The organism is Pseudomonas sp. URMO17WK12:I7 (assembly GCF_003269045.1).
GTDB lineage: Bacteria > Pseudomonadota > Gammaproteobacteria > Pseudomonadales > Pseudomonadaceae > Aquipseudomonas > Aquipseudomonas putida_J.
Window position 1 is genome coordinate 21,533 of the sequence record NZ_QLTL01000001.1, and the last position, 12,019, is coordinate 33,551.

The 12,019-nt window shown below is 61.0% G+C and carries 13 protein-coding genes and 1 riboswitch; of the genes, 6 read left to right on the forward strand and 7 right to left on the reverse strand.

Annotated elements, in window-relative coordinates; all coding sequences use genetic code 11:
- Positions 1-4: 4 nt before the first annotated feature.
- Positions 5-910 (forward strand): AraC family transcriptional regulator, encoded by a 906-nt coding sequence (locus tag H040_RS00105; protein ID WP_027919909.1) that lies wholly within the window; start codon positions 5-7, stop codon positions 908-910.
- A gap of 116 nt (positions 911-1,026) precedes the next feature.
- Here H040_RS00105 and H040_RS00110 read toward each other — a convergent pair whose 3' ends face one another.
- From H040_RS00110 to H040_RS00135, 6 genes are all read right to left on the reverse strand, one after another.
- Positions 1,027-2,217 (reverse strand): multidrug effflux MFS transporter, encoded by a 1,191-nt coding sequence (locus H040_RS00110; protein ID WP_027919908.1) that lies wholly within the window; start codon positions 2,215-2,217, stop codon positions 1,027-1,029.
- 48 nt (positions 2,218-2,265) lie between these two features.
- Positions 2,266-2,871, reverse strand: coding sequence for a thermostable hemolysin (locus tag H040_RS00115; RefSeq protein ID WP_027919907.1), 606 nt, complete (start codon positions 2,869-2,871; stop codon positions 2,266-2,268).
- Between the two features lie 15 nt (positions 2,872-2,886).
- Positions 2,887-4,368 (reverse strand): AMP-binding protein, encoded by a 1,482-nt coding sequence (locus H040_RS00120; RefSeq protein WP_027919906.1) that lies wholly within the window; start codon positions 4,366-4,368, stop codon positions 2,887-2,889.
- Positions 4,365-5,297, reverse strand: a complete 933-nt coding sequence (locus H040_RS00125; protein WP_027919905.1) for a TauD/TfdA family dioxygenase — start codon at positions 5,295-5,297, stop codon at positions 4,365-4,367. Before H040_RS00125 ends, H040_RS00120 begins: the two co-directional genes overlap by 4 nt.
- 129 nt (positions 5,298-5,426) lie before the next feature.
- On the reverse strand, positions 5,427-6,338 hold the full coding sequence (locus tag H040_RS00130) for a LysR family transcriptional regulator (RefSeq protein ID WP_256576365.1): 912 nt from the start codon (positions 6,336-6,338) through the stop codon (positions 5,427-5,429).
- 52 nt (positions 6,339-6,390) lie between these two features.
- Positions 6,391-6,897 carry a MarR family winged helix-turn-helix transcriptional regulator gene (locus H040_RS00135; protein ID WP_027919903.1) on the reverse strand — a complete coding sequence of 169 codons (507 nt, stop codon included), beginning with the start codon at positions 6,895-6,897 and terminating at the stop codon, positions 6,391-6,393.
- 98 nt (positions 6,898-6,995) lie between these two features.
- On the opposite strand from H040_RS00135, the gene H040_RS00140 reads away from it, so the two are divergent.
- Positions 6,996-7,835: an alpha/beta fold hydrolase gene (locus tag H040_RS00140; protein ID WP_218185887.1), complete on the forward strand. Its 840-nt coding sequence runs from the start codon at positions 6,996-6,998 to the stop codon at positions 7,833-7,835.
- Complete coding sequence (locus H040_RS00145; RefSeq protein ID WP_027919901.1) at positions 7,828-9,009, forward strand: MFS transporter; 1,182 nt, start codon at positions 7,828-7,830, stop codon at positions 9,007-9,009. Before H040_RS00140 ends, H040_RS00145 begins: the two co-directional genes overlap by 8 nt.
- 51 nt (positions 9,010-9,060) lie before the next feature.
- Here the strand turns inward: H040_RS00145 and thpR are convergent, their stop codons facing one another.
- Complete coding sequence (gene thpR / locus H040_RS00150; RefSeq protein ID WP_027919900.1) at positions 9,061-9,606, reverse strand: RNA 2',3'-cyclic phosphodiesterase; 546 nt, start codon at positions 9,604-9,606, stop codon at positions 9,061-9,063.
- A gap of 157 nt (positions 9,607-9,763) precedes the next feature.
- On the opposite strand from thpR, the gene lpxO reads away from it, so the two are divergent.
- The 3 genes from lpxO to H040_RS00165 all read left to right on the forward strand — a co-directional run bounded on the left by lpxO (position 9,764) and on the right by H040_RS00165 (position 11,749).
- Entirely contained in the window at positions 9,764-10,663 is a 900-nt protein-coding gene (gene lpxO / locus H040_RS00155; protein WP_027919899.1) for a lipid A hydroxylase LpxO, read from the forward strand.
- Positions 10,664-10,756: 93 nt separating this feature from the next.
- Complete coding sequence (locus H040_RS00160; RefSeq protein WP_027919898.1) at positions 10,757-11,101, forward strand: carboxymuconolactone decarboxylase family protein; 345 nt, start codon at positions 10,757-10,759, stop codon at positions 11,099-11,101.
- A gap of 78 nt (positions 11,102-11,179) precedes the next feature.
- Complete coding sequence (locus H040_RS00165; RefSeq protein WP_027919897.1) at positions 11,180-11,749, forward strand: GNAT family N-acetyltransferase; 570 nt, start codon at positions 11,180-11,182, stop codon at positions 11,747-11,749.
- 34 nt (positions 11,750-11,783) lie between these two features.
- Positions 11,784-11,988, forward strand: a riboswitch (cobalamin riboswitch).
- The last annotated feature ends 31 nt before the right edge of the window (positions 11,989-12,019 follow it).

Consider the following 12,019-nt stretch of genomic DNA (forward strand, 5'->3'; position numbering starts at 1 on the left):
CATCATGCAACTGACCCGCCACGTCGACGCCAACGCCCCCCTGTGTTCGCTGATCCGCAGCCTGGCCACCGGCCCGGGCTTCGTGCCCACGCACCTGCCCCAGGTGCAAGTACTGAGCTGGGACCATTACGTGGCCAGCAGCCCGCAGATCTACGAGCCGAGCCTGATGATCCTGGCCCAAGGCAGCAAACTGGCGCGCCTTGGGCCACGCACCCTGGAGTACGGTGCCGGGCACTACCTGGTGCAGGCGCTGTCGGTGCCGTTCATGTGCGAGACCTTTGCCACCCCCGACGAGCCGCTGCTGGGCGTGGCGGTGGACATCGACCGCGGTGTGCTGGGCGAGCTGGTGCAGAGCATGGACCTGGCACCGGACCCGGCGGTACAGGCGCAGACGCCACAGTCGATGACCTCGGCGGCGCTCGATGCGCCAATGCGTGATTGCGTGGAACGCCTGCTGCAGTGCCTGCAGGACCCGCTGGACGCCAAGGTGCTGGGCCCGGCGCGCATTCGCGAAGTGCTGTATACCGCACTGCGCGGCCCGCAGGCGGGGGTGCTGCGGGCGCTGGTCGAGCAGCAAGGGCATTTCGCCCGCATCGGTGCGGCCCTCATGCACTTGCGCGCGCATTACACCGAGCCGCTGAGTGTCGAGGCACTGGCCGCCTGCGCCAACATGAGCGTGTCGACCTTCCACGAGCACTTCAAACGCTGCACCGACATGGCGCCGATGCAGTACCTCAAGCGCCTGCGCCTGCTCAAGGCGCAGCAGATGCTGATCGGCGAAGGGCTGGGTGTGGCGCAGGCGGCGCACCGGGTGGGGTATCAGAGCACCTCGCAATTCAGCCGCGAGTACAAGCGTCAGTTTGCCCGCAGCCCTGGGGATGAACTGCCCTACCAAAGCCTGCCTGTTTGACACAGGATTTTCATCGCCCCGCAGATCAATAGGTGGGGGATGGCCATACAGATCTGCCCCGAAAAACCAAGGACGCGACGCAGTCCCAAGGGCTGATCTGCATGACCGTCTGTGGCTCAGGCCGCCGTAGCCTGCTGCTGTACCCGCACACTCAGCATGCCCGACAGCGAAACTAGCCACAGCACCAGGAACACACCGGCGATAGCGAGATTCGACGTTAGCGGCAAGGTGCTGACGATGCCTGAGGCCAGCGAGCCGATTATCAACATCAAGCAACCTTGCAAGCTAGCCGCAACACCTGCTCGATCAGGGAACAGGGACATGGAACGGGCCATGGCATTGGAGAAGATGAAACCCTGACCGAACGCGACCAACATGATGCCACTCAGGATACTCGCCAGGCTCAGACCACTCGGCATGGCAGCGATCACTGCTACCCCTAGCAAGAACAGCGACATTCCCGTCCACATCAAGACCTGCGGATTGACGCGCCGGATCAACGCCCGGTTCAGCAAAGTACCGACCAGGTAGCAGCTACCCACGGCGAGCGCCGTCGTACCGAAATATTGTGCGCTATGCCCCAACCGCTCCTGGACAACATACGGCCCGAACACATTCCACAACAGGAACGCCGAGAAACTGGAGCCAAGCACGGTCACCGAGGAAAGAAAACGGCTGTCAGCCAAGATGCAGCGGTAGCCAGCAATGGTCTGCAAGGGGCTACGCCGCCCGGTGCGTGGCAACGACTCCTTGAGCCCGGCCAGCACAAAGGCCAGCACGATCACTGCGTACACTGCATACAGGACGAAGTTGTAACGCCAGCCCAGATGCACTTCGATCATGCCGCCCACATAGGGTGCGATGACGGGCCCCAGGCCGAAAGCCAGGCTGAGGTAAATGATTGCCACATAGAAACGTGGCCCTTTGACGATGTCCACCAGCAAGGCACGTGCAACCACTTGGCAAGCGCCGATAGCGAAACCTTGCAGTGCCCGGGCCAGCAGCAGCATTTCTATGGAAGTGGCAACCGTGGCAAGCACGCTGCCGGCAAGAAACACCAGTAGCCCCAAATGCACCGCAGGCCTGCGCCCACGGGCATCGGCCATGACGCCGAAGAACAGCTGGCCGATCGCATAGAACAATAGCGTAATGGTAATGGTGTTCTGCATCAGGGCAGGGCTGGCCGACAACTCCCGGCCGATGGAGGGAATGCTGGGCGCATACAGGTCGATGGCGATACCGCCCACGCTGTTGATCAGGGGCGCCAGAAAGACGATGAAATTCTCGTAACGCTTGGTCACGGTCATGTTTACCTCCAGCGCGCCGGGCAAGGTGATGCCCAGCGCGTGTCATGGTCAGGCTGATGCCTGGCGGGTGAAATGTGACTGGGCGAGGCCACGTTCAGGTGCAGGTGCGCGGGTCCAGATGCTGGGGGGTGACAAACGGGACACCACAACCCGTGGCTGTTGCTCGTAATAGGTCCCCCAGTTGATGGCAGGCTCTTTGACTCGCCCTTTGTCCGCACTTCCCAGGTCGTCGAGGTTGTCGACAATTGGCGACAGCAGCTGGCGCACCTGTTCGGTCGCGGTCAGTACAACCAGGCCAAAGTTGCGCAGTGCCAGCATGCTGATCACATTGTTGAGCAGGTACTTGCCTGCCCCGCTGCCGCTTCGGAATGACGCAAAGGCACCGACTTCGGCGATGCGCCCGCGGTCCACGCCATAACGTTCATCCAGGCCTTCATCCAGGTAGTATTCGCTGAACAGCTTGCCGGAATCGCCATAGCTGATACCGGCGCAGGCATAGCCCGGGGCTCCGCCATTGACATCTGTCAGGCAGACGAACAGATCGGGCTGCGGCTCTGGCGTGGCGTCATAGTGCTTCAGGTAATGCGCACGCACCGCCTCTTGCAGGCACCGGTAGCCGGGCCGCCCCTTATAGAAATTACGCACGATGTACATGGGGGTCCCTCCTCCTCAGGCGTACATCTGATCAATGAAGCGCGCTTCGATTTCCGCACGTCGCGGGCGCCCGGTAACGGTGTAGAACTGCTCGCGGAACAGGGCGATATCTTCGATGACGCGAATCTGCCGAACCCTGGCAAAATCGGCGAGGCGATGCTCCAGACGTTGCATCTCGTCACGCACGCACTCAGTGCCAGCGGTGCTGAGCACGATGGCGCAGGGCTCGTCCTTGCCCTCTCCCATGACGATCATGTCGTCCACCAGGGGGCTTTCCTTGTAAACGTTCTCCACCCACTCGGGCGAAATGTTGCGCGCCGTGGAGAGGATGATCACGTGCTTCTTGCGCCCGGTGATATAGAGGAAACCGTCGCGGAACTCGGCGATATCACCGGTATGCAAATAGCCGTCGGACAGATCGCAAGCAGTATCGTCAGCGTTGTAATACCCCGCGCACAGGGTTGGCGTGCGGACCAGCAGCTCGCCATCAACCAGCTTGGGCTCGATGCCGTCGAGGAGCTTGCCGGCAGAGCCGATTCGCCGCTCGGCGGGTGAGTTCAGCGAAATGATCGACGAGTTCTCGCTCAGGCCATAGGCCTCGAACACCTGCACACCACGGGCTTCCAGTGCCTCCAGGACGATGACCGGGATCTTCGCGCCGCCAGTGATGATATGCGGGCGCTGCGAACCGAACAGTTGCTGCACCGAGCAGTGCTCAAGCAGCATGTTGGCCTCCTCCAGCAACTTGGGCGGCAGGTACAGGAAGTTCGGCTGGTTGGGGGCAATGAGTTCCAGGTATTGCGCAGCGTTGCCACTTGCCGCGCCATACTCGGGCACGCCCTCGGGCATCAAGGAAAGGGTGCCCCCCGACAGAATCGGGATGAACACGCCGAGCACCTGTTCGATCAACAAACTCATGGGCACGATGGAGAAGTAGTGCAACGGTTGCTGTGGCAAGCGCTTCATCACGTTGTCCACCAACAGGCCGACCGCTTCGTCGCGAATCATCACCCCCTTGGGTTTGGAGGTGGTACCTGAGGTATGAATGATCGATACGATGCCGTCCGGCATCAATTCGTCTTCGTTGCGCCACTCATCGCCGATAGCCTGGGCCATCAGTTGGCCTGGAATGAAGCAGGGCTTGTCCGGCAGAATGCCGTGCAGGCGGCCAGCGGTTTTCTCATCGCTGACCAGTACCGCTGCAGCCTTGCCCAGCAGGCTGCCGATCTGATCATCGGAAAACTCGATTGGCACGGGCAACAGTACGGCACCGATTTTTTGAATCGCCAATAACGTGTAGACCCATTCGTAACAAGAGCGCATGGCAATACCGAACACCTTGCGTTCGCAGCGGCCCACACGGCCTTCAAGGGCATTCGCCAGGCGCACCACATCACGCCGCAGTTCGTGCAAGGTATAGTCTCGCCCTCCCATTTCACGGATGACGACGCGGTCGGGCGTTCCTGCCAGGTAATCCTGCATTTTCTTGCTGATCATTGGCCGGTACCTCCAACGCGATAGCTCTGGGCGCCGAAAATGCGACGCGAAGTATCATCCAGCCGGCGGCGGCCGTGCATGACACGCGTGTTATCGATGACGATGATGTCGCCCTTCTGCCAGAAATGGCTGTAGGTATTGCGCTCCGTCACCTCCTTGATTTCATCCCATATATCAAGCGAGATATCCTCCCCATCCGCCCACGTTATACGTGGCGGTTCGTAATTGACACTGGGGCCAAGCATCGAATTGCAGAACGCTTTGCGGCCGCTGAAGCAACTTGTTTCCACGGCTGAAATAATCAGTTCCGAGGCGATGAGATTTTGGTCGATGCGACGATAAGTTTGCCCGGCTACCTGCTCATTGACTTGCTGCAGATGCTCGTCCGTTATCGCCTCCAACGGCAATTGCAGTTCAATGCTGAGGAAGCGTTTCACGTTTTGCCACGGAATACGCCGGCTGTATCGAATCTCGCGCTGCTCAAATAACTTTCGGGTTTTCGCCGACAAGTCGAACAGCACGCGTTGGCCATCGCAGAGCGTTGTTTGCGATCCGACAGAAGCCGCTTCCAGGCAATAGAACCACTGCAAGTCAGGATTGAACGGCAGGTTGCCGTTTTCGCGGTGCAGGCCCATTTCGTGCACGCCCGCTTCGATTTCTGCAGTATTCGACGTGGCCGCCTTGCGTGCAGGGTCAAAGGTGACGCGTGATGAATGTGCACTGACGAATTCATTGAAGTCAGTAAGACTATCTGCAAAATCACGGTAAATGACCGCACCGCTATGGGCCAGGTCTTCGTACAGTGCTGCACCGCTGATCGCATCGCAAACGCGGCTGTCACGATCGACAGCGATTACACATTCGAAGCCGTAGCAAGGCGTCGGCTGCCGAAAATAAGGGGGTACCAGGGGTTGAACGTGCGCCAGCATTACTCATTCCTCCGTGAAGTGTGGATTCAGGTAGAAACGTCCGCTACCCGATGACCACACAGTAAGTGAAATGAGTACGTGGCTGGTTTTAAGAAATCTAAATGCGTTGTAAAAAATTAAAAATCCGTTTCATCCATCCGTCAGCAACGCCTCGGCGACTTGCTCAATCAACGTGCGCAAGCTGGAAAGATCTTTGCTGTCGCTGCGATCGCGCGCCCAGATCATGTCCAAGGTGAAACTGGGAAACCCGAGCGGCGGTTGGCAGACTTTCACTTGCGCGGGGATCCGCAACAGCGGTAACAACCGCGCAGGCAACGCAACGGTGGCAGGCACCGCGGCGACGATGTTCACGCAGGCCTGGTAGCCGTTGGCGCGCACCAGCACATTGCGCGAGCGCCCCACTTTGTCTAGCCAGCTGTCGACCATGTTCTTTTCCGAGATCCATGGCGTGGGGAATACATGGGGCGAGGCACAAAACTCATCCAGGCTCATTGCACCGTCGTTCGCCAGCGCGTCCAGGCTGGTCAGGCATACGAAATCATCGTTGATCACCGCCTGCCATTGCAGCTCGGGGTGCATCTGGTGATAGCCGGGTCCAAAACCGATGGCGATATCAATTTCACCCGAAATCAGCCGGTCCACCGGGAGGTCACGGCTCAGGCGATCCAAATGCAGCGACGTGTTGCCATGGGTGCGAGACAGCACCGCCAGGGCCTGGGGCAGGAATGACAGTTCAAAATATTCCGGGGCACAAAGCCTCCAGATTTTACGCACGGCTTGCAGCGACACCGTGCTGTCGTCTTCTGCGCAGCGGTTTACGGATTCGACCACCACCCGCAGATAGGGCGCGATCTTCTCAGCCTTGGTGGTCGGCTGAAGCACGCCCTGGGAAGAAGAAAACAACGTGTCGTCAAAGCACCCGCGCAGTCGCTTGAGGCAATAACTGACCGTGGGCTGGCTGACACTCATCAGCTCGGCAGTGCGCTTGGCGCTGCGCAGCTCCAGCAAGTTGAGAAACACCACGATGTCCTGCAGGTCCAACTGCTTGAGGTAGTTGCTGTGAAGCATGGAAATTCCTCCTGAATATTCCAGTTCAGGGTGCCGGTGCCCCCTCGCCGGGCAGATGCGCGAGTAACTGCTTCAGCAGTTGTGCAAAAACTGCTCGCTGCTGTGCATCCAATGGGGCCAACACCAACTCTTGAATCTCGGTATGTGTAAGGACGGCCCTCTCGATCAATGCCCTCCCCCCGGCGGTCAGTGCAACCTGGTAACTGCGCTTGTCGTGGCTGTCGGCAACACGCTCGACCATCCCGGCGCTTTCCAGCCGAGCCAGCCGGTTGGTCATGGCCCCCGACGTGATGAGCAACGAACGATACAGTTCAGTTGGCGTCAAGCGGTACGGCGCCCCTGATCGACGCAGCGTTGCCAGCACATCGAACTCACCTTCCTTGAATCCGTACTGTGCCAGCGCTTCGGCACGCATGCGTTCCAGGTGTTTCTGAATGCGCACCATACGCCCGAATACCTCCATGGAGGTGACATCCACTGAGGGCATGGCCTGAGCCCATTGTGCCACCACGAAATCCACATGGTCATTCATCGCTTCCCTCGATCGTGCAAATTATCAACGTTAACCCGTACACATTCCTGAACCTTGACGCCTTTAAACTATCTTAACGTTAAGCTATCTTGACGGGCATGTGGCTGAAGGATCAGGAGATACACATGGCATTTTTCACACACGGACAGCATCGACATTACTATTACGACGCAGGCGCCGGCAGCCCGGTTTTGCTATTGCATGGCCTCGGCAACAGCGGGCGGGCCTGGATACCTCAAGTTGGCGCGCTGCTTGGCCTCGGCCATCGCGTCATCGTATCCGACCTACTGGGCCACGGCGCGTCCAGTGAAGCGCCCGAAGGTATCACAGCCCATACCCAGGCACTGGAAATGCTGGCACTGCTCGATCACTTGGGGCTCGACAGCACGCACTTGATCGGCCTGTCACTGGGCGGGATGGTGGCACTCGAAATGGCCTGCCATGCTCCGCAAGCGGTGCAGAAGCTGGTCGTCGCCGGTACGTTCGTCAACATGAACACTGCACATCGGCAGGGCATGCTCGATGACTGGGCCGCAGGCCTGCAACAGACGGATGGATGCCTGAAGCGATTCAAGTCAACCTGGCCGGCGTTGGTCGGTGCTGATTTCGCAGACTCTGCCCGCGGCCAGCGGCTCTACCAGGCTTGGCACGCCCAAGCCGCTCAATTGTCCGCGCAAGACCAGATCCGCTGGTGCAATGGCATGAAGCACTTCGACGTCAGCAACCAGTTGCCGCTTATCCAAGCCGCGACACTGGTACTCGCAGCCGAACGAGACTGCATAAGCCCACGCTCGGAAGCCGAGGAAATCAGCCTTCGTATCGCTCACGCCCGACAGGTAACCCTGGCGGGCGACGGCCATGTGTTCAACATCTCCCACGCCCACGCCTTCAACCAGGCGATAGGTGCCTTCCTGCAGGAGCGACCTCACGATGCGTAATCTGCCAAGCAAAGCATGCGTCGGCGTGTTGGCCGTCCTGATCGGATTGAACCTGCGCCCCATCATGGCCGCCATCGGCCCATTGCTGGGAACACTGCAACATGAATTGGGCCTGAGCAACGCCGAAGGCGGCCTGCTGACCACCCTGCCGGTAATGATGATGGGCCTGTTTGCGCTCTCCGGCCCATGGCTGCTGCGCCTTGTCGGCGAAGTCAACGGGGTGGCGTTGGGTATCACGCTGATTGCCATTAGTTGCGCCGCGAGGGCCTATGTAACATCGGGTTCGGCGCTGATCGCCACAGCGGCCCTGGGAGGTGTCGGCATTGCAGTGATCCAGGCATTGATGCCCGCGTTCATCAAGCGCAGTCACCCCGATAGCACGGGCATGCTGATGGGGTTGTTCACCACGGGCATCATGGGCGGCGCAGCTCTGGCTGCCGCCTTTGCGGCCCCTGGCGCGGCCCTGATGGGTTGGCAACTGACCTTGGGAGTGGCGGCTTTGCCGGCATTGCTCGGATTGTTCGCCTGGTTGTTCGCCGTCGGTCGCCACCCCGTCAGCCGCAGCGATGCCCGTTTGCCATACAGAAACGGGCGAGCCTGGTTGCTGTTGTTGTTCTTCGGTCTTGGCACCGGGGCCTACACGCTGGTGCTTGCCTGGCTTGCGCCGTTCTATGTCGAGTTGGGTTGGGCTGCCGCCGATGCCGGCTACCTGTTGGGGGCACTTACCATTACGGAAGTCATCGCCGGCCTGCTGGTATCAGCCCTCATTCAACGCTACCCCGACCGCAGGCAGCCGCTGACGGTGGTGATAATCCTGCTACTTGCGGGCTTGGCATGCTTGATGACCGCTCCGCTGCAGCTCGCGATAGTGGCCACTTTGTGCCTGGGGCTGGGCATCGGTGCACTTTTCCCCCTGTCGCTCATCGTCACCCTCGACCACGCCGACTCACCAGCGCAAGCCGGTTCACTCCTGGCATTCGTACAAGGGGGTGGCTACCTGATTGCCGCCACCGTACCGCTGATGGCCGGTGTAGTGCGCGACAACCTCAGTTCCTTGCACTGGGCTTGGGGAATCATGGTCATTGGCACCTTGCTGCTGCTGGGTTTGTCCGCCCTGCTGCGCCCAACAACCAGGCATTCGCCAGCATGCGCCCCGCAGAGCACGAACAGGTAAGTGCCAGTGGCCTGCTACTGTTTGTTTCGGGGCCAAGGGTGCCTGTGGCAGTCAGCCTGCCAAAGGCCACTGCGCCAGCGGCCAGTAACGGCCTTTGCGCGACTCGTACAGGGTGAAGTGCCTGGCGCTGAAATGGAAATCAGGCGCCACGGCCGCCTCCGGGGCCTGGCCGTGAAAGTCCCGTGACAAGGTGAGGTGCGGGCGGTATTCACGGGCCTGCTCCTCGAACCCCAGCGGCAACAGCGCCTGCTGCAGGCCATAGACCAACTGGCGCAAGGCAGCCGGCGTTTCCTGTGGTTCCAGCACCAGCACATTGGCCCGCGGCCAGGTTTTCAGCTGATCCAGCAGCAAACGCAACGGCGCGCCCGGCCGCGCCAGGTTGTCCACGGCCGCGCACACTGCAGGCACCCGGGCCACATCCACATCACCCAGAAACAGCAAGGTCAGGTGGAAGTTTTCGCTCGGCACCGGCTTGCCGCTGCGCAGGCCCAGGCCGCGTCGCCACTGGCTTATCCCACGGCGTTGGGCATCGCTGACAGGCAAGGCGAAGAACAACCTTTTGAAGGGGGTGCCACTCGGGCGAATGTCCTGAACCATGTGAACTCCATCACGTGAAACGTTTGCGCACACTCACGCGCCTTACACCAATGTCGACCCGCATCAACGTAACAATAAGTACAAACTGCCCCCATGATTGTTTATGCTGGCGAGCTTATGCCATGGCGCATGGCCATTTTTCGACAAGTAACCGTCCATGAAAATTGCACTCGTACTGATCTTCGTCCTCTCGATCGCCTATGTTCACCTGCGCGGTCGGGTGCGCCACAAGCTGACCCGTCAGCTGGGCGACCACTCCAGCTTCCTGGCCCCGGTCAACAGCTTCCTGTACCTGTTCTCCAAGCACCCGGCCAAGCCTTACCTGCCGGTGGAAGCCTTCCCCGAGCTGCAGCCGCTCAAGGACAACTGGCAGGAGATCCGTGCCGAAGCCCAGCAGCTGCTGCACGTGGGTGAGATCAAGAAGTCCGATAATTATGACGACGTCGGTTTCAATTCGTTCTTCAAGACCGGCTGGAAGCGCTTCTACCTGAAGTGGTACGGCGAAAGCCACCCGTCGGCGATGACCCTGTGCCCGCGCACCACCGAGCTGCTGCAAGGCATCGGCACGGTCAAGGCGGCGATGTTCGCCACCCTGCCACCGGGGGCCAAGCTGGTCCGTCACCGTGACCCGTATGCAGGGTCGTACCGCTTCCACCTTGGCCTGGACACGCCGAACGATGACGGTTGCTACATCGATGTGGACGGCGAGAAGTACTCCTGGCGCGATGGCGAGGGCGTGGTCTTCGACGAGACCTACATCCACTACGCCGCCAACACCACCGAGCACAACCGCATCATCCTGTTCTGCGATATCGAGCGCCCGTTGAAGTACCGCTGGGCCACCGCGTTCAACCGCTGGTTCAGCCGCAACGTCATGGCAGCCGCCGCAGCGCCCAACGACGCGGGCGACAAGACCGGCGGCATCAACCGCCTGTTCACCCGCATCTACAAGATCCGCGAGCGTGGCAAGGCGCTGAAGAAGCGTAACCGCATGCGCTACTACCTGGAAAAGTGGCTGGTGGTCGCCGCCTTGGTACTGGTGTTCGTCTACATCTGATGCCCTTCGCGCAACCTGTCGCCGGCAACCGGCGACAGGCGCAAATTCGACTAGCCTGAAAGCTCCTCCCGCAACCTTGCCAAGGTGAAGACGATGAGCATGATGGACTGGGACGCCTACCGTAAGCAGTTGATGGCCGGCATCGGCGATCTCAAGCAGTTGTCCCCCGACACCGTCGCCGGCTACATGACCGCCAGCGGTGCAGGTGCCAAGACCAACCACCTGGACGCCAAGACCCGCGAACTGATCTCCCTGGCCGTGGCCGTCACAACCCGTTGCGACGGCTGCATCGCCGTGCACTCGCAACAAGCCGTCAAGCACGGCGCCACCCGCGAGGAAATCGCCGAGGCCCTGGGTGTGGCCGTGGCGATGAATGCCGGGGCCGCGCTGGTCTACTCGGCGCGCGCCATGGACGCAGTGGGCAAGGCCAACGGCTGAAGCCAACCGGCGTCGCCGCCCTTGCGCGACGGCGCCGCGCCACCCAGACTTGGCGGCCTAGCCATTGCAGGAACCGCCATGATCCACATCCGCCCCATGACGCCCGACGACTTCGAGCGTTTCTGGCCGACTTTCCAGGCCATCGTCCAGGCCCGCGAGACCTACGCCTTCGACCCCACGCTGACCATCGAGCAGGCACGCCAGCTGTGGCTGCAACTGCCGCTGCGCACACGGGTGGCCGAAGAGGATGGCGAACTGCTCGGCTCCTACTACCTCAAGGCCAATGCCGCAGGGCCTGGCGCGCATGTCGGCAACTGCGGCTACATGGTCTGCGAGGGCGCCCGCGGCCGTGGCGTGGCCCGACTGATGTGCGAGCACTCGCAGAAGCTGGCGCGCCAGGAGGGCTTCCTGGCGTTGCAGTTCAATTCGGTGGTGGCGAGCAACGAAGTGGCTGTGGCGCTGTGGACCAAGCTGGGCTTCGAGACCGTTGGCCGCCTGCCCAAAGCCTATCGCCATGCCCGCCTGGGGCTGGTCGACTGCCTGGTGATGTACAAGTGGCTGGCCGATGAGCCGGTGGTGGAAAAGCCAGCACTGCTGATCGGGCGCAAGAACATCGAGGCACGGGTGTCGCGCCGCCGCGGGCGCTAGCACGCGCATTTGACGTGCTGGCCATTCGATGGTCAGATGCGCGCCAGTTTCAGGTGTCCTGCGCCGCCGAGCGCAGGGTGAAACGGGAAGCCGGTGCGTCGTGGTCCACGACAAGTCCGGCGCTGCCCCCGCAACGGTAAGCGAGCGATGCCTTCGACACACCACTGTGCGCCAGCATGGGAAGGTGAAGGCCTCACGACCCTCGCAAGCCCGGAGACCGGCCTGAAGCGTCACTTGGCAACCCGCGGTGGGCGGGCGCAGGCCGGTATC

Bases quoted from the DNA above. Each gene is read 5' to 3' on its own strand.
- H040_RS00105 (WP_027919909.1), top strand. From the start codon at position 5: ATGCAACTGACCCGCCACGTCGACGCCAACGCCCCCCTGTGTTCGCTG.
- H040_RS00110 (WP_027919908.1), bottom strand. From the start codon at position 2,217: ATGACCGTGACCAAGCGTTACGAGAATTTCATCGTCTTTCTGGCGCCC.
- H040_RS00115 (WP_027919907.1), bottom strand. From the start codon at position 2,871: ATGTACATCGTGCGTAATTTCTATAAGGGGCGGCCCGGCTACCGGTGC.
- H040_RS00120 (WP_027919906.1), bottom strand. From the start codon at position 4,368: ATGATCAGCAAGAAAATGCAGGATTACCTGGCAGGAACGCCCGACCGC.
- H040_RS00125 (WP_027919905.1), bottom strand. From the start codon at position 5,297: ATGCTGGCGCACGTTCAACCCCTGGTACCCCCTTATTTTCGGCAGCCG.
- H040_RS00135 (WP_027919903.1), bottom strand. From the start codon at position 6,897: ATGAATGACCATGTGGATTTCGTGGTGGCACAATGGGCTCAGGCCATG.
- H040_RS00140 (WP_218185887.1), top strand. From the start codon at position 6,996: ATGTGGCTGAAGGATCAGGAGATACACATGGCATTTTTCACACACGGA.
- H040_RS00145 (WP_027919901.1), top strand. From the start codon at position 7,828: ATGCGTAATCTGCCAAGCAAAGCATGCGTCGGCGTGTTGGCCGTCCTG.
- thpR (WP_027919900.1), bottom strand. From the start codon at position 9,606: ATGGTTCAGGACATTCGCCCGAGTGGCACCCCCTTCAAAAGGTTGTTC.
- lpxO (WP_027919899.1), top strand. From the start codon at position 9,764: ATGAAAATTGCACTCGTACTGATCTTCGTCCTCTCGATCGCCTATGTT.
- H040_RS00160 (WP_027919898.1), top strand. From the start codon at position 10,757: ATGAGCATGATGGACTGGGACGCCTACCGTAAGCAGTTGATGGCCGGC.
- H040_RS00165 (WP_027919897.1), top strand. From the start codon at position 11,180: ATGATCCACATCCGCCCCATGACGCCCGACGACTTCGAGCGTTTCTGG.